The organism is Photobacterium sanguinicancri (assembly GCF_002265265.1).
Lineage (GTDB): Bacteria > Pseudomonadota > Gammaproteobacteria > Enterobacterales > Vibrionaceae > Photobacterium > Photobacterium sanguinicancri.
The window spans coordinates 1-18,027 of record NZ_NOIF01000093.1; the positions used below are offsets into that span (position 1 = coordinate 1).

12 protein-coding genes and 1 tRNA gene are annotated in these 18,027 nt (G+C 43.3%); 3 read left to right on the top strand and 10 right to left on the bottom strand.

From position 1 onward, the window contains the following. Nucleotides 1-345: 345 nt before the first annotated feature. Nucleotides 346-3,504 (bottom strand): chitinase C-terminal domain-containing protein, encoded by a 3,159-nt coding sequence (locus ASV53_RS14350; protein ID WP_094957568.1) that lies wholly within the window; start codon nucleotides 3,502-3,504, stop codon nucleotides 346-348. A gap of 444 nt (nucleotides 3,505-3,948) precedes the next feature. After that, nucleotides 3,949-4,596 (bottom strand): YccT family protein, encoded by a 648-nt coding sequence (locus ASV53_RS14355; RefSeq protein WP_062690476.1) that lies wholly within the window; start codon nucleotides 4,594-4,596, stop codon nucleotides 3,949-3,951. Nucleotides 4,597-5,033: 437 nt separating this feature from the next. Between ASV53_RS14355 and ASV53_RS14360 the strand changes: the two genes are divergently transcribed. Beyond that, nucleotides 5,034-7,862 carry a hypothetical protein gene (locus ASV53_RS14360; protein ID WP_094956513.1) on the top strand — a complete coding sequence of 943 codons (2,829 nt, stop codon included), beginning with the start codon at nucleotides 5,034-5,036 and terminating at the stop codon, nucleotides 7,860-7,862. 81 nt (nucleotides 7,863-7,943) lie between these two features. Here the strand turns inward: ASV53_RS14360 and ASV53_RS14365 are convergent, their stop codons facing one another. Both ASV53_RS14365 and ASV53_RS14370 read right to left on the bottom strand, forming a co-directional pair. Continuing rightward, the gene (locus ASV53_RS14365) at nucleotides 7,944-9,134 is read right to left on the bottom strand and encodes a class I SAM-dependent methyltransferase (protein WP_062690478.1); all 1,191 of its coding nucleotides are present in this window, start codon (nucleotides 9,132-9,134) and stop codon (nucleotides 7,944-7,946) included. Nucleotides 9,135-9,335: 201 nt separating this feature from the next. Beyond that, on the bottom strand, nucleotides 9,336-10,736 hold the full coding sequence (locus ASV53_RS14370; protein WP_094956512.1) for a methyl-accepting chemotaxis protein: 1,401 nt from the start codon (nucleotides 10,734-10,736) through the stop codon (nucleotides 9,336-9,338). A gap of 89 nt (nucleotides 10,737-10,825) precedes the next feature. Between ASV53_RS14370 and yccX the strand changes: the two genes are divergently transcribed. Further along, the gene (gene yccX, locus ASV53_RS14375) at nucleotides 10,826-11,098 is read left to right on the top strand and encodes an acylphosphatase (RefSeq protein WP_094956511.1); all 273 of its coding nucleotides are present in this window, start codon (nucleotides 10,826-10,828) and stop codon (nucleotides 11,096-11,098) included. 97 nt (nucleotides 11,099-11,195) lie between these two features. Here yccX and tusE read toward each other — a convergent pair whose 3' ends face one another. From tusE to ASV53_RS14405, 6 genes are all read right to left on the bottom strand, one after another. Continuing rightward, entirely contained in the window at nucleotides 11,196-11,525 is a 330-nt protein-coding gene (gene tusE / locus ASV53_RS14380; RefSeq protein ID WP_062690480.1) for a sulfurtransferase TusE, read from the bottom strand. Between the two features lie 167 nt (nucleotides 11,526-11,692). Continuing rightward, the gene (locus ASV53_RS14385) at nucleotides 11,693-12,358 is read right to left on the bottom strand and encodes a Bax inhibitor-1/YccA family protein (protein WP_062690481.1); all 666 of its coding nucleotides are present in this window, start codon (nucleotides 12,356-12,358) and stop codon (nucleotides 11,693-11,695) included. Between the two features lie 324 nt (nucleotides 12,359-12,682). Further along, nucleotides 12,683-13,438 carry an amino acid ABC transporter ATP-binding protein gene (locus ASV53_RS14390; RefSeq protein ID WP_094956510.1) on the bottom strand — a complete coding sequence of 252 codons (756 nt, stop codon included), beginning with the start codon at nucleotides 13,436-13,438 and terminating at the stop codon, nucleotides 12,683-12,685. A 14-nt stretch (nucleotides 13,439-13,452) separates the two neighbouring features. Further along, the gene (locus ASV53_RS14395) at nucleotides 13,453-14,550 is read right to left on the bottom strand and encodes an amino acid ABC transporter permease (RefSeq protein ID WP_094956509.1); all 1,098 of its coding nucleotides are present in this window, start codon (nucleotides 14,548-14,550) and stop codon (nucleotides 13,453-13,455) included. Between the two features lie 3 nt (nucleotides 14,551-14,553). Beyond that, nucleotides 14,554-15,777, bottom strand: coding sequence for an amino acid ABC transporter permease (locus ASV53_RS14400; protein WP_094956508.1), 1,224 nt, complete (start codon nucleotides 15,775-15,777; stop codon nucleotides 14,554-14,556). Nucleotides 15,778-15,878: 101 nt separating this feature from the next. Beyond that, entirely contained in the window at nucleotides 15,879-16,904 is a 1,026-nt protein-coding gene (locus tag ASV53_RS14405; protein ID WP_062690484.1) for an amino acid ABC transporter substrate-binding protein, read from the bottom strand. Between the two features lie 398 nt (nucleotides 16,905-17,302). Here ASV53_RS14405 and ASV53_RS14410 point away from each other — a divergent pair. After that, nucleotides 17,303-17,392: transfer RNA gene (locus ASV53_RS14410), tRNA-Ser, on the top strand. Nucleotides 17,393-18,027: the final 635 nt, after the last annotated feature.

Genomic DNA, 18,027 nt, shown 5'->3' on the forward strand with positions numbered 1-18,027 from the left:
ATATTAATAACAAGTGCTTATAAACCAAACGCTGTTTAATTATAGTTTAGTTAATCCTACAAGGCTAAATGGACTAATGAACAATAATGGTCAAAACATGAATAATAAGTATCTGTATTTTATTGTAAATGGATTTATTGATGAGATAAAAGTGAGGAAATGTAACCGCTGAACTGATTGGTCGGTTTTTGAACAGTTTGTCGCGTATTTTTACTCTTGTGTGTTAGGGGGGAGCTAACTGGGCGAGGGGATGGGTTTTTTCCTGTAAATCTTGTCTGGTTTTTTCGTTCTAGGTAATCAAAAAGTGCAGGGTAATCCCTGCACTCTATTTTTGCTTAATGAATGTTATTTCACACTACATACTGTTGCCCAGCTACCATCACTTCCAGGAACGGCACTAGTCCACCAGTTAGCTTTGTACACTACGCCGCTGTGCACAATTTTATCGCCTTGATTAGCATGGCTTGGGTTACCTGCCCAGTCTGTTTGTGGCCAGTTAGGGTAAACGTTTAGGCCTGTCGTACTACATGTACCACCATCACCGCCGCCATTGTCACCACCACCATTATTACCACCACTAATGTCACCTAGTGGAAGATCTGGTTGCTCAAACTTAAAGGCATACTCTTTACCATTTACAGTCACAGCGTAGTTAGCCGGGCCTGAGATTGGTAAGTAATAAACCATATCAAGTTCGTAAGTACCGCCAGCAGGTAACTCTTTCCATGATGGAAGGGTAAAGGCTACACGGTGCATCTCACCTGTCAGACCACCAATGTTATTCGCCTGAGTATGGCCAGAAGCGATAACTTTTAGGCCACCACCAGACTGATCTTTTGCATTATCAGGTGCCGATGTCGGAATATCGAATTGGAATTCCGTACCGCCAGGTAATGCTTGGCCGGTGTTATTGGTGAAAGTGATTTTCGGGTTGATAGGGTAGTTTTGATCACCTACTTTGAACCCACCTACTGAGATAGCAATGTCGAGAGCTTCAGTTGGAATTGCACCTGTTGCTACTTTATTGCCATAAGGTGTTGCTGATTTAAACTTCTCGTACATGGCATTGGTCATGGTGTTACCCATGTGGTATTCACCATTACCGTTTTTACATGACATCTCACTGACGTCTACGCCTGCACGATTACCGTTAGCGTCTAGCACATAACAGTTGTAATCCCCTGCAAGCTCCCAGAACATGATGCCACCAATGCCTTTGTCGATGACGTAGTCAGCTTTAACATTGATAGAGTCTTTATCTTCAGTGGATAAGAAGACTTTCTTCTCTGCATTCCATAACCAAGGGGCAACCGCCACGCTATCGTAGTTGCGAGTATAGCTACCTACTAGTTTATCTTGTGGATCATTGATTGGGTCTAACCCATAGGCTGCGGTGTAAGTACCGTAGATACCTTGTGCAAGGTTCATAGCATGCCACATAGGGTTTGAACCCGCTCCCATCTCGTTACCTGCCGAGTTGAGATCATGCCACATGTTATCGATGCCAAGCGCACCGTTACCACAGTTGTTTTTCTCACCCTCGCCAGTGCCAGGGCCACACTCCGCCTGGTTTGGTAGTGCTGCACGGCCCCATAAACCATTCTCACCGCCAGTAACACCTTGCCAGCCACGCGTATAGTATGGAACACCAATGTTGATACGACCCGCAGGCATTGAACCTCGGAAATAGTGGTAAGCCCAGTCAGTGTTTAAGTAACCAATACCGCCGTATGCTGCGGTATTGTAGACATTCCACATTGCCAACTCTGAATCTTTACCAGTATCGTAAAGGGCTGCATTGTGACCAACATGATCATTCCACGCACCGTGTAAGTCATAAGACATGATGTTGACGTAATCGAGGTACTTAGTGACATCGAATGTTTCCATACCACGTAGCAGGTAACCAGATGATGGTGCAGCGATGGTTAGCATGTAGTGCGTACCATCTTGAGCGGATGCGTTATCAAGTTTCTGACGCAATACCTTCATCAGCTCTTGGTACGAAGCCCATAGGTAAGCGCGACGTGATTCCATGAAGGCTTTATCATCTGGGTTACCTGCACCAGCCATAGAGGTCGGGTATTCGTAATCGATATCCAAGCCATCAAACTGGTATTTACGTAGCATTTCAACTGCAGATGTTGCGAATGTTTCAATACCAGCATGGTTGATTGAGCCATCAGCATTGGTTGTCATGGTATAGAAGCCACCATCAGCAATACGTTTACCATCAACGCCAAAATGCCCACCAGTTTCAGCCCAGCCTCCGATTGATATCAATGTTTTAACGTCATGCTTTTTCTTGTAGGTTGCAAGTGCACCAAAGTGACCTTTAAAGCCTAATGTAGGGTCAATTTCTACCCCAGGCCATTCTTTACCTGTTGCAGCATTAGCTGGGTCAGTGACATCACCAACATTGACATTACCGTCAGAACCAATGCTCACGAATGCGTAGTTAATGTGGGTTAGTTGTTCCCATGGAATGTCTTTGACAAGGTATTGTGCTTGCGGGTCGTCACCTGCACGCCAGCTAGTGAAGTAACCAATAACACGGCGAGGGTGATCAACTCCCATTTGCTCACGGCCATCTTGGTCGTAAATGGTACAGTAAGGAACATTCACACCTTCGGTTTGGTATAGGCCATCAGGGCGACAGTTATTCACTACCGCACCGTTATTCACGGTGAGCGAAACAATCGAGGAATCACCCGTAGCACCTAAATCATCCGTAGCACGAGTAAATACGTTGAGTGAGCCTGCTTTAGTTGTGGTGTAAGCCAGTGTATACGGGGCTGTTGCAGTTGTTCCTACCAGTGCTCCATCAACATAAAAATCAACTTTAGCAACGGTGCCATCAGTATCAGCCGCTGTTGCGGTGAAGGTAACAACATCACCTAGCGTGACGCTGTTTGCTGACAAAGTCACTGCGGTTGTTGGTACTGTATTTGAAGTGTCTGTCACATTCACTGTTGTAACAGACTCAGCCGTGGCCCCTTTATCATCAAAGGCAATCGCTTTAATGGCTTGGTTACCAGTCACGGCAGTCCAATTAGTGACATAAGGTGCTTGGGTAATAGTCGCAAGCAAGGTTGCGCCTACATAGAATTCAACTTTAGCGACTGTCCCGTCAGCATCGGCCGCATTAGCAGTAATAGTAACTACATCGCCATTGATGATCGAATCAGAAGAAGAAGGCGAGGTAATGGCGACAGTTGGCAGCTGGTTGGTACCGCCGTTGCCACAGTCATCAACAAAGCTCCACTCTTGATGTGCACCAGAGTGTGAGGCTGGGTTATTTCCCTTTGTCCACCAATTGGCTTTATAGACTTTATTAGCTTCTTGTATTTGAGTACCACCACTGTAAGCAGTTGTACTGTTCCAATTATCTATATTGCTACAGTCCATTGCGGCTTGTGCGTTAAAAGCTAGAGCACATGAAACGGCAATCGTGCTCAGCATAAAGCTTTGCTTGAGTACCTTTCCTTGTTTCGAGTGGTTCATGACATCATCCTTAAATAATAGTAATGAAATTCGCATTCTTAATCGACAAAGTGAAACTTTATGTTTGTCGTGAACTAACTATAGATAAGAAGAGAAATGATTCACTTAAGAATGTCTAGAATTACATACTTAGTCCCAAATGGATGTTGATTTCATGTAACAAAACAATGCTTATTTTGCAGCGGTAACTTAATAATGTAGCTATATTCGAAGAGGGTATAATTGTGAAATATTGTTTAATTATAGAGCTATACATTAGGTCAATGCTTTCATCGTCTTTAGGTTTTTGACGGAAATATTATGAACAACGGCTTTTATGTACAGATTTAGCGGCTATTGATATGAGAGCGGATAATTTAGGGAAGATATAAGTATTAAAAAAGAAAAATAGATAAGCGCAACACAGTTGCTGCGCTTATTTCCAAGAGGCTTTTAGCTGAGGGGTTACTGACTTATACGTGCTTTAAAACGTGCTTTTGTTGCCTCGTCGGCTTGTGAATACCAGTAATTCAACATACTCTCAGCCGTATTTTCGCCTTGCTGAGGTGCAACCGTCGCGGCCGTATTTGTCGCTGGAGTCGTGGTCGCAACAACTGCAGGTAGTGTGGTTACTGCTACCGCGCCTGCAAGTGCAGCCGGTTTAGATGTTTGGTTATACGCGGCAATTTCAGCTTCAAAGTTACGACCAAACTGGATGCCATTTTTGATAAGTCTGTCTTGTTTAAACTCAGCAGGTTTATCATTTTCATCTAGTAGTGTGATAACAGGCTTTTTGTTAAAACGGCTGCCTTCTATCTCAGATTTGATGTTAGGAAGTTTCAGTGTGTAGTCCGCATTGGTGCCATCAAATTTAATGATCATGACATTTGAACTAAACAGTGTGTAATCGCCATTATCGCGGTAACCACCTTCGTAGCGGAAAGCGACTTGGTTCATGCCGTCTTTTAGCGTTAAAGCGTCGTTACCTTCTGCACTCTTTCCATTGACTAGAATTAATTCAGCCGTTGATGGTAGCGTAAGAGTTACATCTGCCAGTGCAGGTAGGCTCACACTTGCTGCTGCAAGCGCAATAAATGCGGTTCGAAGTTTCATATCTTATCCTTGAGTCAATGCGTGATATCGCAGCTTGATAATTTACACTGCTCACTTTAACAGAAAATGAATGTAACCAGAGAGAGTATCGCCTAAATTGTTATATAGGTTGATATTTCACCACTCATCGTTGAGCAATCTCGTTGATATATCGAGGTAGATTTATGCTTTCTTGGAAGAATGGGACGGTGAATTTGCTGTGTTCCATGAAAATACTGTTCATTTCCTAGACATTACCAAACGAATTATGCTTATATAGCACCCAATAAAACACCGTTCACTTAATCGGTGTTGATGGTTAACCCCTTACTCTGATGTTATTTGGTTAATGCTGTTTGGGTGATGTGTTTTATTCCAGCTTGCGAACTGTAAATTAAGACAGCATTAAATATAAAAATACGCCTGCATAATGATAGGCAATAATAAGAAATGGATTTATGAAAAAGACACTAACGCCTTTAGCCTTAGTCGGTGCGCTTGTTGCACCTATGGTCGTTGTTTCTAATGTGGCAGCCGAGCCTGTTGCATGGGATAAGCAAGATCAAACATGGCTAACACAAGACTCAGAACATTTTTCTGTGAGCTTTCGCAATGGTCATGAGCAAGATGCCAGTCGTGCATTAGACATTGCCGAAAGAGTACATACTGAATTACTCCCATTTTTTAAAACCGCCCCAAGGCTAAAGACACAGCTTGTTCTCGTTGATGACGTGGACGTCTCAAATGGGTGGGCGACACCGGTTCCTTACCCTCAAATTCGCTTATACATGTCACCCCCTGATGATGTTAGCAGCTTGGCATCCAATGATGAGTGGATGCATAATTTACTGCGTCACGAATATACGCATATTCTTCAAATGGAATTGGGTAACGGGGCGGTAAAAGGTGTTCGTCATGTTTTAGGGCGACAAGCATTTCTTTTCCCACATGCACTCACGCCAACGTTATTGATTGAAGGGCTAGCGGTTTATTTAGAAACCAATAAAACGCTTGGGTATGGACGTCTTGAAAGTAATCATTTCGAGATGCAAATGCGCATGGAAATCGCTGAAGGACAGAAATCGCTGAATCAAGTGGTTTCTTCTGCACGTGAACTTCCATTTAATACGCATTACCTTTACGGCGCGTACTTCTATGATTATTTAGCGACTACGTATGGTGAAAAAGCCATTGAAAATTACTTACAAGATTACAGTCGGAAAATCATTCCATATTTCTTGATAAGTGGTTCAGCAGAGAGAGCCTTTGGTAAAGACTTCCTAACGTTGTGGCAAGATTTTGAAAAATACTTAGATAACAAATATAGCCAACAAATCGCACAGTTAGAATCAACCGCTGTCACAGGACAAGATGTTCAAACCTGTCTATTTCAGCAAACAACCGCGGCGAGTGTGCATGGTTTATTAGTGAACCAATCTAACGGTGAAGATCGTCCTCAGTTGAGAGCGCTGACGCTAAAAGAGGGTAGTCCTCATTGGCAGGGACTAAGCTATACCAAAGGCATCTCAGCTATGGATTCGCACCCGTCTGGTGGTCTTGCAGTTTCACGCGCAATCAGTTATGCCGATGGGCGATTAACCAATGATATTTTTATATATCAGGAAGAGAGTTGGACTCGTATTACGGATCATTCTCGATTCCAGAAAGTACGTTGGATGCCAAATGGCCAGCAATTAGTCACTAGCCGTAAAGTTGGAGGGCTAAGTGAGTTATGGTTGATTGATGCGAAAGCTGATAGCCAGCAAGAAAAGTTGTGGCAAGGAACAGAAGAATTTGTCTTAGGTGACTATGCCATTGTAGCTGATGGCTCTGCCATTATTGCGACATTAAAGCGCCCGCAGCAAGGCTGGAATCTTGAACGCTTTGATTTAGCCACGAGAACATGGCAAGCATTGACCGATACTAAAGCAACGGAAAGTACACCTGTGATGTTAGATGATGGTCGCGTGATGTATAGCGCTGACTATGATGGCATCTATAACATTTATGTGATGGATTTAGCTAACGGCGATGTTGAGCAATGGACCAGTGAAGTGGGTGGTGCTTTTGCTCCTCAATGGCAGCCTGAGTTAGGTTTGGTATACCAAGCATATAGTTCAAATGGCTATACATTGCGTGAAATGCAATCGCCTAAAGCCATCAGTAAGTTTAAAATTGCGAGTAAGAAAGGGCGCCATGATTACCCGCCAGCAGTAACCAACCATGTAGAAAAGACGCAGCCAGAACCTTATAGCGCGCTTTCTACGTTGTACCCTCGAAGCTGGTTACCCGTGTTAAGTTTAGATGATCAGCAATCGTTGGTTGGTGCATCTACCTCGGGTACCGACGCACTCAATCGTCATAGCTACTTAGTATCTGCAAGTTGGGATTTTTCAAATAACTTGGCGAATTACAATGTGCTTTATCAATACGATACACGTTGGATCGTATCAGCCCAGCGTAGTTACGAATTTGAAAAAGCACTGAAAGGCGATGATAAATACCGTATCACGAGTGAAGACGATATTGCGATACAGCGTACTAATATCTTTAACGCATTTGAAGATCAGTTAAGCCTTAATGCAGGTGTTACTTGGAGCCATGAAGGTGTTGAATCTGAACCGACAAATAGTGGCCTTAAACCGTTCAATAGCACAAACGAAGCTTTAGTCGGCTTAGGGGTAGCTTTTGATAACCGTGAAGGCTATTTGAACGTGCCGGGTACAGGCTGGGGTCATTATGCGGATTTGATCGTTGAAACTAATGAAGCCTTTAAAACTGATTACCAAGGTCAGAAGTACCAAGCGCAATGGTTAGGAACATGGGATTTACCTGCCCGTATGACACTAACAGCACGCTTAGGTGCGGGTTATGCTGATAATGATGCAAAAGCATTCCGCTTAGGTGGCGTTAACACTGCAAAAGAAGCCGTGATGTTCGGGCGAGATACGCAGGCATTACGTGGTTATGATGATAATGTAATGCGCGGTCACCGTTATTTCACACAGCGGTTAGAACTTACATCTTGGCTTGGGCGTGTAGAGAAAAACTGGGGTTTGTACCCTGTAGGGCTTGGTGATATATCGGGCTCGGTGTTTGTTGATTCTGGTGCTATGTGGGATAGCGGCACTGAGCGTAAACAGCTAACAGGTGCAGGCTTGCAGCTAACAGTTGAGGCTAAATTGGGTTACAACATAACCCTACCAGTATCGTTTGGCTATGCACGTGGACTGGATAGTGAACTGGGTAAAGATAAGCTTTATGTTCAGCTGAAGAGTGATTTTTAACGGCTAGACCGTTCTTGGTTACTATGAAATAACAATAAGCCCAGTAATTGCTGGGCTTATTATTTTCAAGCTAACTCACGGTTACTTCACGTAACACGCAAAGCCTTTCAGGTAGAAACCTTCAGGGTAAGCACTGTCTAGTGGGTGATCAGCCGCTTGGCTGAAACGTTCAATAAACTGTACTTCACGGTGCGCATCAAGCGCCGCATCGGCAATGATTTTTTGGAATAAGCCGTTATCCATTAAACCAGAGCAAGAATAAGTCAGCAGTGTACCGCCAGGTTTTAGGATCTGCATGGCTAGCATGTTGATATCTTTGTAACCACGGCATGCACCGACAAGCTGGTTTTTAGACTCAGCAAATTTAGGTGGATCCATAATAACAACATCAAAAAGCTCACCACGTTCACGGTATTCACGAAGCAGCTTAAATACATCCGCGTTCAAGAACTCAGCATTCTCTACTGGGTAGCCGTTAATCTCAGTGTTCAAGCGTGCAGTATCAAGCGCGTGTTGAGATACATCAACGTTCACAACCTTGCTTGCATTACCTTTAAGAGCATATAAACCAAAACCACCTGTGTAACAGAAGCAGTTAAGAACGCGCTTACCATTGACGTATTTAACCGCGGCTTCACGGCTATCACGTTGGTCTAGGTAGAAACCCGTTTTATGGCCACCCATGATATCAACGTTAATTTTTACGCCGTTTTCTTCGATAACAACGAATTGTGGTGGCTCTTGGCCTGATAGTACGCCAGTACGAAGTTTTAGGCCTTCTTTTTTACGAACTGCAACATCAGAGCGTTCGTAAATATTGCAATCTGGGTAGCATGTATTTAACGCTTCTACTAAAGCATCTTTTTGTACTTCAGCACCCGCACTTAATAGCTGGCAGACAAAGTAGTCTTGGTAACGGTCAATAGTGATACCAGGCAGACCATCAGATTCCGCAGCAATTAAACGGTAGCCGGTTAAGCCATCTCGCTCTGCAAGAATAGTACGTAGTGCTTGCGCTTTTTGAAGGCGATTAATGAAAAAGTTAACATCAACTTTCTCTTTTTTATCAAACGTCCAAACACGTACACGAATTTGAGATTGCGGTGAAAATGCACCACGAGCAAGCCACTCGCCTTTGTGGTCGTAAACGTCAACCGTCTCACCTAGTTCAGGTTTACCTTCAATGCGATCGATACCGCGAGAGAAAATCCAAGGATGACGACGGCGAAGTGACTTTTCACGTCCCTTTACCAAGTAGATAGATGCTGTCATGACGAGCCTAGTAGGGTATTCATATTGGGGGCGCATAATAGCAACTTCTGGTCGTAATACCAATCTGAACAAGGTATTGAAGCGATTCGCCGATAATAATAGAGGGTGGAGCGTATATAAGTATCTTGTTCGGCATGTAGAGATAAAAAACAAGCCGCAGAAGCGGCTTGTTTGTGTGTCATGTTGAGATGAGCGAATAAGTTAGGCTTTTAGGCCGCTCATTAAAGATTCCAGTACATCAGCTTGTTGATTCAAACGCTCAATTTCACCGCCTGAGGCAGAAATCATTTCAGCGATTTGGCGTGATTGCTCACGTACTTGCTCAACGCTATTCGCAATGTTGTCTGCAACGGCACCTTGTTGTTCAGCGGCGGCTGCAATTTCAGTACTGCGATCGGAAATTTGCTGATTTCGCACGGTAATTTGCCCGATTTCGTTATCAACATTGTCCATCAACTGCTCACTGTTCGATGCGTTATCAACCGTGTTTTTCATTACAGAGATCAATTGTTGGCTATTGGTTTGTAGCGCTTCAATCATCTTTTGAATTTCAACGGTCGCACTTTGTGTACGGCCCGCAAGCGTTCGAACTTCATCAGCAACCACAGCAAAACCACGGCCTTGTTCACCTGCTCGTGCTGCTTCTATCGCTGCGTTTAGGGCTAAAAGGTTGGTTTGTTCAGAAATGCTATTGATCGTGGTGACCACATCATCAATTTTTGCGGCATTACTGTCTAGCTCACTAACCGCATCAGAGGCTTGATTGATTTCGCCTGAAAGTGCCGAAATCGCAGATTTAGTTGCATTAACTTGTTCGCGACCCTTTTCACTAACTGCTTGCGCTTCACGCGTTTGGTCTGATGTATCGTGTGCATGCGTGGCAACTTCACGAATGGATGATGCCATTTCTTCTGTCGCACTTGCCAATGAATCAAGGTGCTGCTGTTGACCAGAAGACAGTGATTCACTTTGCATTGTGCTTTGACGTAATTGGCTACTAATTTGTTGCATTAACGCCGTGGCTTCTTGTGTTGCTTGCACTAGCTTTTGTTCGCGTTCTGCAACACGGTCAATGGTGATAGCTATCATGCTAAATTCATCACGCACAGGGAAAAAATCCAAACGGCCTGTTAAATCACCATCCGCTAAGTTTTGTAATGCTCTATGCATGGTAAACATCGCGCCACCAATGAAGGACATGATGTAGTAAATAGATGCCAATGTCATAAGCATGAGAATGCTTGATAAACCAATTTGAAGCGGTGATAGGTAGCTTAATACACTTTGTGGTTCTTCAGCACTAATGCTGTAATTCATACCAAGAACAGTCGAAGAAATCTCACCTGAACCAATGCGTAGACCACTGTTGATCAGCAGTGAACTCGCTTCAGAACGTTCTACTTGTTTCGCAGAGAGTAACGCAGACATTGAAGCAACATGATTTGTTGTATTTTCAATACGGTGTTTACCCGCGCTATCGACTAAAATTGCACTGATGCTGATAACTGCAATAAAAGGCAAAAGAAAAAGCAGGTAGAACTTTTCTTGTAGTTTCAGGTGAATAAGGTATTTATCAATCCATCGAAAAGCGACTTCTTTCATGTGTGTTCCTATATAAACAATAATGCACAGCAAGATAATAAAACTGTTAATACTTTATCGGGAATATGAATGTTTTCTTGAGGTGAGCTATGTCACAGATTTGTGTAAAAGCAAGTATAAAAGGACGGGTTCAGGGGGTTGGGTTTCGATTTCACACTGCCCATGAAGGTTTGAAATGTGGCTTAACAGGGTATGCGAAAAATTTACCGAATGGTTCTGTAGAGGTATTGGCTTGTGGCCATGAAGAGGCAATTACGCAGTTGTTGCTATGGCTACAAGAAGGGCCGAAGACATCAATGGTCGCTAGCGTAGAAGCGGAAGAGGTGGAATGGCGCCATATTGATGGTTTTGAAATTCTATAAGTTAACGCTGATTAGTTAACGGTGAACAGTAAAAGTACTAGCCCTGAATAAAAAGAGCAGAGTTATCCTAAGGATAGAACACTGCTCATTTTTAAAGCTAGATACATTTTACTGGCTTTGGTAAGCCCGCAAGCTTGGTTGCTTGCTTGGCTGGCCCTTTCGGGAACAGCTTATAAAGGTAGCGAGAACTGCCTTTTTCTTCGCCATACTTTTTCGCCATGGCTTTAACTAGCATGCGAACAGCTGGCGAGGTGTTGAATTCTAAGTAGAACTCACGCACAAAATGAACCACTTCCCAGTGTGCTTCTGATAGCGTAATGCTTTCTTCTTCTGCAAGCATGGGAACAAGTTCTGGGGTCCAATCCTCAACGTTTTTTAAGTAACCTTGAGCATCGGTTTCAATCGATTTACCTTGGAATTCAAGCATGGTACGCCTCAACATTTGGAACGCTGCAAGAATAGTGATTCGTTGCTATACCTGCAAGTAGAAGTTGCGCAGTTTCTCTATCATAGGCCTACACTTTGAGTCGTTGCATGATCAATAGACATAAAAAAAGCACCTCGAAAGGTGCTTTTTAAAATCTAAGTCAACGATTAATCGTTGTTACCCATGAAGCCTAGAAGTTGAAGTAGGCTCAAGAATAGGTTGTAGATAGATACATACAGCGTAACAGTTGCTGAGATGTAGCTTGTTTCACCACCGCGGATGATTGACTGTGTAGTCAGCAAAATAGCCGCTGAAGAGAACAGAACAAACATTGCGCTAATCGCAAGAGAAAGCGCTGGAAGTTGTAGGAAGATGTTCGCTACAACAGCTGCAATGATTGCGAAGAAACCAGCCATGATCATACCGTTAAGGAACGATAGGTCACGTTTTGTTGTTAGCGCGTAAGCAGAACATGCAAGGAAAGTCAGTGCAGTACCGCCAAGAGCCGTAATGATCGCATCACCCATACCTGCACCAACGTACATGTTTAGGATCGGACCTAGGGTGTAACCCATAAAGCCAGTTAGGGCGAATGTACCTACAAGGCCCATAGAGTTGTTACGGTTCTTTTCAGTTAAGAACATTAAGCCGTAGAAACCCACAAGCGTAATGATTAGGCCTGGATGCGGAAGGTTCATCGCCATTGCGAAACCAGCAACAACAGCAGACCAAACTAATGTCATTGAAAGTAAGAAATAGGTATTACGAAGTACCTTGTTTGTAGAAAGCACGCTTTCGTACGCACCACTCTGGTTAACACTACGATCGTTCATGAAGACTCCCCTTAGGGTTAATAATATTATTATCTGTTAAGACATATATGGGGTTAAAAGTTCCCTAATGCAAGTATATGCCTACATTATTTGTCACGGTTAACGCAGCTATGTCTAAGAGCTAGTGGCTAGATGATACTTAACATTTCGTTAGCGTGATCACCGAAGTTGTAAATGAATGTTACAACCCTACATTTATATGAGTGAAATCACAGTTTGCGCGCTAAACAAAGTGGCTTCCTGTTTACGTCGTAACCAAAAAAGGAAGCCATCAGGAGATTTATTTATACACGCTGATATGATCAGCTGCAAGTGTCGTCGATGTTAGTGCAATATTTGGCTCAAGAACAGTTGAGTTCGGTCTGATTGTGGGTTGTCGAAGAAGTCATGTGGATTGTTTTCTTCAATAATCTCGCCTTGGTCCATGAATATCACTCTGTCTGCAACTTGGCGGGCAAAGCCCATTTCGTGAGTAACACATAGCATTGTCATGCCTTCATCTGCCAGTTCAACCATGACATCCAACACTTCGCGTACCATTTCAGGGTCGAGTGCCGATGTTGGTTCATCGAACAGCATAATTTGTGGGTTCATACACAGGGAACGCGCAATGGCGACACGTTGCTGTTGGCCGCCAGATAATTGGCCTGGGTATTTATCGGCTTGGTCCGGGATTTTCACTCGTTCTAAATAGCGCATGGCTATTTCATCGGCTTCTTTTTTGGGCATCTTCTTCACCCAAATAGGCGCGAGCGTGCAGTTCTCTAACACGGTAAGGTGAGGGAAAAGGTTAAAGTGTTGAAAACACATGCCGACTTCTTTTCTGACAAGCTCAATGTTTTTTAGATCGTTAGTTAATTCGTTACCAGCAACAATAATTTGTCCTTTCTGGTGCTCTTCTAACCGATTGATACAGCGGATCATGGTGGATTTACCTGAGCCTGATGGGCCACAAATAACAATCTTTTCGCCCTTAGTCACATTTAAATTGATATTTTTAAGAACATGAAATTCACCGTACCACTTATTCACGTCTGTTAGCTGGATCATCGGATCCTCGATAATCGTGTTGTTTGTCATAATGCTATCCTTGCTTAACGCTTATGGCCGGTATGCAGCTTATTTTCCAAATAAATGCTGTAACGAGACATACTGAAACAGAAAACCCAAAAGACGAGGGCGACAAAAACGTAGCTCTCAGTCGCAAACCCAAGCCAGTTGGGATCGGTATTTGCGGCTTGACCGATCCCGAGTACATCAAACATACCTATGATGAGTACTAAGCTGGTGTCTTTAAATAAACCGATGAAGGTATTTACGATTGATGGAATTGTAATTTTAAGCGCTTGAGGTAAAACAATGAGATACATTTTTCGCCAATAACTTAGGCCTAACGCATCAGCTGCTTCATATTGACCATTCGGTATTGCCTGCAAACCACCACGTACGACTTCTGCCATATATGCAGCACTAAACAGCACTACACCAATTAATGCGCGCACTAATTTGTTCATTTCCATTTCACTGGTCAGGAATAGTGGCAGCATGACAGAGGCCATAAAGAGAACGGTGATGAGCGGAACACCGCGCCAAATTTCGATATAAGCCGTACAAATGCTGCGAATAATCGGCATATCTGAACGTCTACCCAGTGCAAGCAGCACACCAATAGGTAGCGATACAACAATACCGACAATGGCAATGATCAATGTGACTAATAATCCACCCCACAGGTGCGTTTCAACCACTTCAAGGCCAAACACACCACCGTAGAGTAAGATGGCAGCAAAGAACGGATAAATATTAACAAAAAACAGCCAAATCCATTTTCGTCCCGGTGTCGACTCTATTGCCAATAAAGCAATAAAAATGGCCAGAGTGAAATAGAATAATTGTGGTCGCCACAGTTGATCTGACGGGTAAAAGCCAAACATAAACTGATCAAAGCGCACGTTAATGAATACCCAACAAGCTCCGTTACTGGTGCAATCCTCTTTGGTCGTACCTATCCAATCGGCCGTTAGAAATGCCCAATCAATCACATTCCACAGCGTTGAGAGTGCAATATAGCCAAGCACAACGGTCAGAATGGTATTGATTGTCGAAGAAAATAAATGTTTTCTTGCCCAACTAACAAAGCCGATCGTATTTGCTGGTGGCGGTAGGTCTGGCTGGAATTGATGTTCACTCATACATTACCTCTCGACCAAAGCGACTTTGCTGTTGTAGATATTCATCAGATACGACGTTAGCAGGCTTAGTGTGAGATAAACCCCCATTGTCATTGCGATAATCTCTATCGCTTGTCCCGTCTGATTGAGTGTGGTGCCAGCAAAAACAGACACTAAATCTGGATAACCAATCGCCATCGCCAACGATGAGTTTTTGGTTAAATTCAAATACTGGCTGGTTAAGGGAGGAATGATGATGCGTAATGCCTGCGGAATAACCACAAAACGCAGTATTTTACCTTGCGGTAGCCCAAGGGCTGACGCTGCTTCTGTTTGGCCATAATTCACGGCATTAATCCCCGAACGGACAATTTCGGCAATAAACGACGCGGTATAGATACTTAGTGCCAATAACAGTGCAGCGAGCTCTGGCAAAATGCTAATTCCGCCGCGAAAGTTAAAGCCTTTTAGTTCTGGGTATTCCAGCGAGATAGGCATACCAGATAAAAGATAAGCAACGAAAGGTAAACCGATAGTAAGCAGCAACACTGTACGTAATATAGGTGGTTGCTCACCCGTTAACCGTTGTTTACGTGTTGCGACAATGGCATAGGCAATACTGAGTATTAATCCGATAGCCAGTGCCAATCCCATCCACATAGAACCTTGTTCGAAAACGGGTTTAGCGAAATATAATCCACGTACATTCAGGAAAACACTTTCACCTAAACTCAAGCTTTGACGAGGAGAGGGGAGTACCTGCAAAACCGCAAAGTACCAAAAAAAGATTTGCAGCAAGAGTGGAATATTACGGAAAATTTCAATGTATACCGCTGCTAAACGGCTGACAATCCAGTTGGATGACAATCTGGCAATACCAATAACAAAGCCCAAGACCGTCGCTAAAAGAATACCGAGTACAGAGACCAACGCTGTATTCAATAAACCAATAACAAAGGTACGCCCGTACGAGTAAGTTTCATTGTACTCAATTAACGTTAAGCCAATACCAAAGCCAGCCTCTTGTTCAAGAAAATCAAACCCTGTGGCGATCCCTCTAGCATCAAGATTTGCGATAGCATTACTCACGATGGAGTAGATAAAAAAGAAAAGCCCAACAACAGCGAAAACTTGAAAAATAATGGCACGAAAGGTGGGATTATAGAGCAAGCTTTGTTTTTTTGGGGTTGGGAGTGATACATCCGATGTACGTGGTGTATTTAGAGCTTCTGTCGTTTTAGGAGCCATACAACAACCTCAGTCCCTATGTGGAGGTTTAACTAGCAAGTTCTACCACCGCCAGTTAAAAAGAGAGGCGGCATCATGCCACCTCTTTATTTTTTGCTTCATTAACGGATAGGTGCAGCGTATAGAATGCCACCGTCTTTCCACAGTGCATTTAAGCCACGTTTGATCGCGAGTGGTGAGTTTTCACCAATCGTACGATCGAAGCTCTCGCCATAGTTGCCCACTTGCTTAACGATTTGGTAACCCCAATCATCACGTAATCCTAAGCCTTTACCTTTAGGACCATCCAGACCAATTAGGCGGCGAATATTTGGATCATTAGACTTTTTCATTTCATCAACATTGGCAGATGTCACGCCGTATTCTTCGGCATTAATCATTGCATTCAGCGTCCACTTAACAATGTTGAACCACTGATCATCCCCTTGACGAACAACAGGGCCTAGTGGCTCTTTAGAAATGATTTCAGGCAGAACAACGGCAGAACTTGGATCTTTAAGGTTGAGGCGGAGTGCATATAAACCTGATTGGTCGGTGGTTAATACATCACAGCGGCCTGAATCAAACCCCGCAGAGGTTTGGGGAGCGGTATCGAACACGACAGGATTATATTTCATACCATTTACACGGAAGTAATCGGCAAGGTTGAGCTCTGTTGTTGTGCCAGACTGAACACAGATAGCAGCGCCATCAAGATCTTTTGCACTCGATACACCAAGCTCTTTTTTAACCATAAAGCCTTGGCCATCATAGTAGCTAACGCCAGCAAAGTTTAAGCCCAATGAGGTATCACGATGCAATGTCCATGTTGTATTTCGTGATAACACATCGATCTCACCAGATTGCAGTGCAGTGAAACGCTCTTTCGCTGTTAGTGGAATATATTTTACTTTTGATTTGTCACCGACAGTTGCTGAAGCAATAGCTTGGCAAAATTCGACATCAATGCCTTCCCATTCACCTTTGGAGTTAGGGTTTGAAAATCCTGGCAAACCTGCGCTCACACCACACTGAACATAGCCTTGCTTCATGACTTTATCTAGCGTGCCATCAGCTGATGCGTTAGCTGAAAATAGTGCAGTTGAGGTGGCGAGGACCGCAAAAACAACTGAAAATTTGTTAGCCATTAGTACCTTCCTTTGTAAGTTTGTGATGCAGTGAAATACTGTCACAATGCATAAAGATGCAACATGCACCCTATTGTTTGTTTATAGTAAACATACTGTTAACAAAGATAAGTATAGAAACAGATACGGCTTCGTCTAACATTGAGTGTCGAATACTTCACGTTTTTTACAAAAAATTAAAGTTTAATGGAATGAAGTGCTTGCAATTAGACTTAACTTTGAAGGTAAAAAAAGTAAATAGCAGCAAGAGGCTAGAGTAATAATATGCTTACCGCGAATATATTGAAGCTTTGTGTTGGATAAAACACCAGTATGGTTGGATTGTGAGTGGCTGATATTTTTATTAAAATTAGTGCTTTACATACTTTGGGTGAGTCTATATTATTCGCCGCACTTACGGAGAGATGGCTGAGTGGTCGAAAGCACCGGTCTTGAAAACCGGCGGCGGTTTATCCCGTCCTAGGGTTCAAATCCCTATCTCTCCGCCACATTCAAGAAAACCGCTGAAATTTCAGCGGTTTTTTTTCGCCTATATTTTGTGATTAGAGATAGGGTGCGGAACCCTAGATCAGGGTTCACCTGAGCGAAGCGAAAGCACATTGCCCGTGCCGAAGGCGCGAAAAGGCAATAGCCCGAAGGGCGCGAGCTTGCGAGCAGTAAATCCCTATCTCTCCGCCATATTAAAGAAAGGCGCTAATTTATTAGCGCCTTTTTTGCGTTTGAGCTAACGTGAAAATGATATGTACCAAATCCACTATACTCAAAGCGCTCCACCGTATTTAAGAAAACCGCTGAAACTTCAGCGGTTTTTTTTCGTCTAAATTTTGTGATTAGAAATAGGGTGCCGAAGACGCGCAAAGCCAAAGGACGCGAGCTTACGAGCCGTAAATCCCTATTCTTCCGCCATACCCAAAGCGCTTCGGCACATTCAATAAAGGTGCTAAATTACGAGCGTTTTTTTATCAGTAAGCACTTATGCTTGATCTCTCACTCTCACTTCAAGGTCGACTAAACGGCGTAATTTCTATATTCACACCAGCCACTTATATTGATGAAAACGTACAAGACATTATTAAATGTGAATGAATTAATAGACAATTAAGGCTCTCTCTTATACACATCA

Coding starts and splice junctions, on each gene's coding strand:
- ASV53_RS14350 (WP_094957568.1), bottom strand. CDS start 3,504: ATGAACCACTCGAAACAAGGAAAGGTACTCAAGCAAAGCTTTATGCTG.
- ASV53_RS14355 (WP_062690476.1), bottom strand. CDS start 4,596: ATGAAACTTCGAACCGCATTTATTGCGCTTGCAGCAGCAAGTGTGAGC.
- ASV53_RS14360 (WP_094956513.1), top strand. CDS start 5,034: ATGAAAAAGACACTAACGCCTTTAGCCTTAGTCGGTGCGCTTGTTGCA.
- ASV53_RS14365 (WP_062690478.1), bottom strand. CDS start 9,134: ATGACAGCATCTATCTACTTGGTAAAGGGACGTGAAAAGTCACTTCGC.
- ASV53_RS14370 (WP_094956512.1), bottom strand. CDS start 10,736: ATGAAAGAAGTCGCTTTTCGATGGATTGATAAATACCTTATTCACCTG.
- yccX (WP_094956511.1), top strand. CDS start 10,826: ATGTCACAGATTTGTGTAAAAGCAAGTATAAAAGGACGGGTTCAGGGG.
- tusE (WP_062690480.1), bottom strand. CDS start 11,525: ATGCTTGAATTCCAAGGTAAATCGATTGAAACCGATGCTCAAGGTTAC.
- ASV53_RS14385 (WP_062690481.1), bottom strand. CDS start 12,358: ATGAACGATCGTAGTGTTAACCAGAGTGGTGCGTACGAAAGCGTGCTT.
- ASV53_RS14390 (WP_094956510.1), bottom strand. CDS start 13,438: ATGACAAACAACACGATTATCGAGGATCCGATGATCCAGCTAACAGAC.
- ASV53_RS14395 (WP_094956509.1), bottom strand. CDS start 14,550: ATGAGTGAACATCAATTCCAGCCAGACCTACCGCCACCAGCAAATACG.
- ASV53_RS14400 (WP_094956508.1), bottom strand. CDS start 15,777: ATGGCTCCTAAAACGACAGAAGCTCTAAATACACCACGTACATCGGAT.
- ASV53_RS14405 (WP_062690484.1), bottom strand. CDS start 16,904: ATGGCTAACAAATTTTCAGTTGTTTTTGCGGTCCTCGCCACCTCAACT.